Genomic DNA, 768 nt, shown 5'->3' on the forward strand with positions numbered 1-768 from the left:
GTTTTTTTAATCCTTGCTTCCACAAGTTGGTGACTGGCTAAAGTTGGAGGCTGCTAACCCGTAAGGATAGTCAATGCGTCACTACGAAATCGTTTTTATGGTTCACCCGGACCAAAGCGAACAAGTACCGGCAATGATTGAGCGTTACACAGCGTCTGTTAAAGAAGCTGGCGGTCAAGTTCATCGCTTAGAAGATTGGGGTCGTCGTCAATTAGCATACCCAATCAACAAACTTCACAAAGCACACTACGTGTTAATGAATGTAGAAGCACCTCAAAGTGTAATCGACGAGTTAGAAACTAACTTCCGTTATAACGATGCAGTTCTTCGTAACTTAATCGTTCACACTAAAGCGGCAGTAACTGAAGCGTCACCAATGGTGAAAGCGAAAGAAAGCAAAGTTGCTGAAGCGGTAGCTGAAGTTGAATCAGAGGAAGCTGGCGAGTAATTCGCCGATTGATAATTGCTTAATTCTGAGCGGCTCGGTCGCTTCAACGGTTAAGCAAAGCCAAAACCCGTTAGGGGTTCCGAATTACCGTTTTTGGCTTGAACATCGTTCAATTCAAACCGAAGTAAATTTAGAGCGTCAAGCGTGGTGTAAAATCCAAGTGATTTTAAATGGCAATCAATTTAGTTTAATAACCCAACAAATAAAGCTCGGCGATAAAATTAGAGTTTACGGATTTATCCACACTCACAAAGACTATAACGGTTTAAGCCAATTAGTCGTTCATGCCGAACATATTGAATTTATAGATCAGGAGAAGC

At 41.8% G+C, this 768-nt stretch carries 2 protein-coding genes; both read left to right on the forward strand.

What is annotated here, in order from left to right:
• The first annotated feature begins 73 nt into the window (after positions 1-73).
• Positions 74-448 carry a 30S ribosomal protein S6 gene (rpsF, locus tag DAE25_RS22715; protein WP_005598107.1) on the forward strand — a complete coding sequence of 125 codons (375 nt, stop codon included), beginning with the start codon at positions 74-76 and terminating at the stop codon, positions 446-448.
• Positions 423-768: primosomal replication protein N (priB, locus tag DAE25_RS22720; protein ID WP_199907742.1), on the forward strand; the 346-nt coding region annotated here is incomplete at its 3' end. The genes rpsF and priB, both read left to right, overlap by 26 nt.

The sequence above is a fragment of the Nocardioides terrigena genome (genome assembly GCF_003047265.1).
Taxonomy (GTDB): Bacteria; Actinomycetota; Actinomycetes; order Propionibacteriales; family Nocardioidaceae; genus Nocardioides; species Nocardioides terrigena.

Coding starts and splice junctions, on each gene's coding strand:
- rpsF (WP_005598107.1), top strand. CDS start 74: ATGCGTCACTACGAAATCGTTTTTATGGTTCACCCGGACCAAAGCGAA.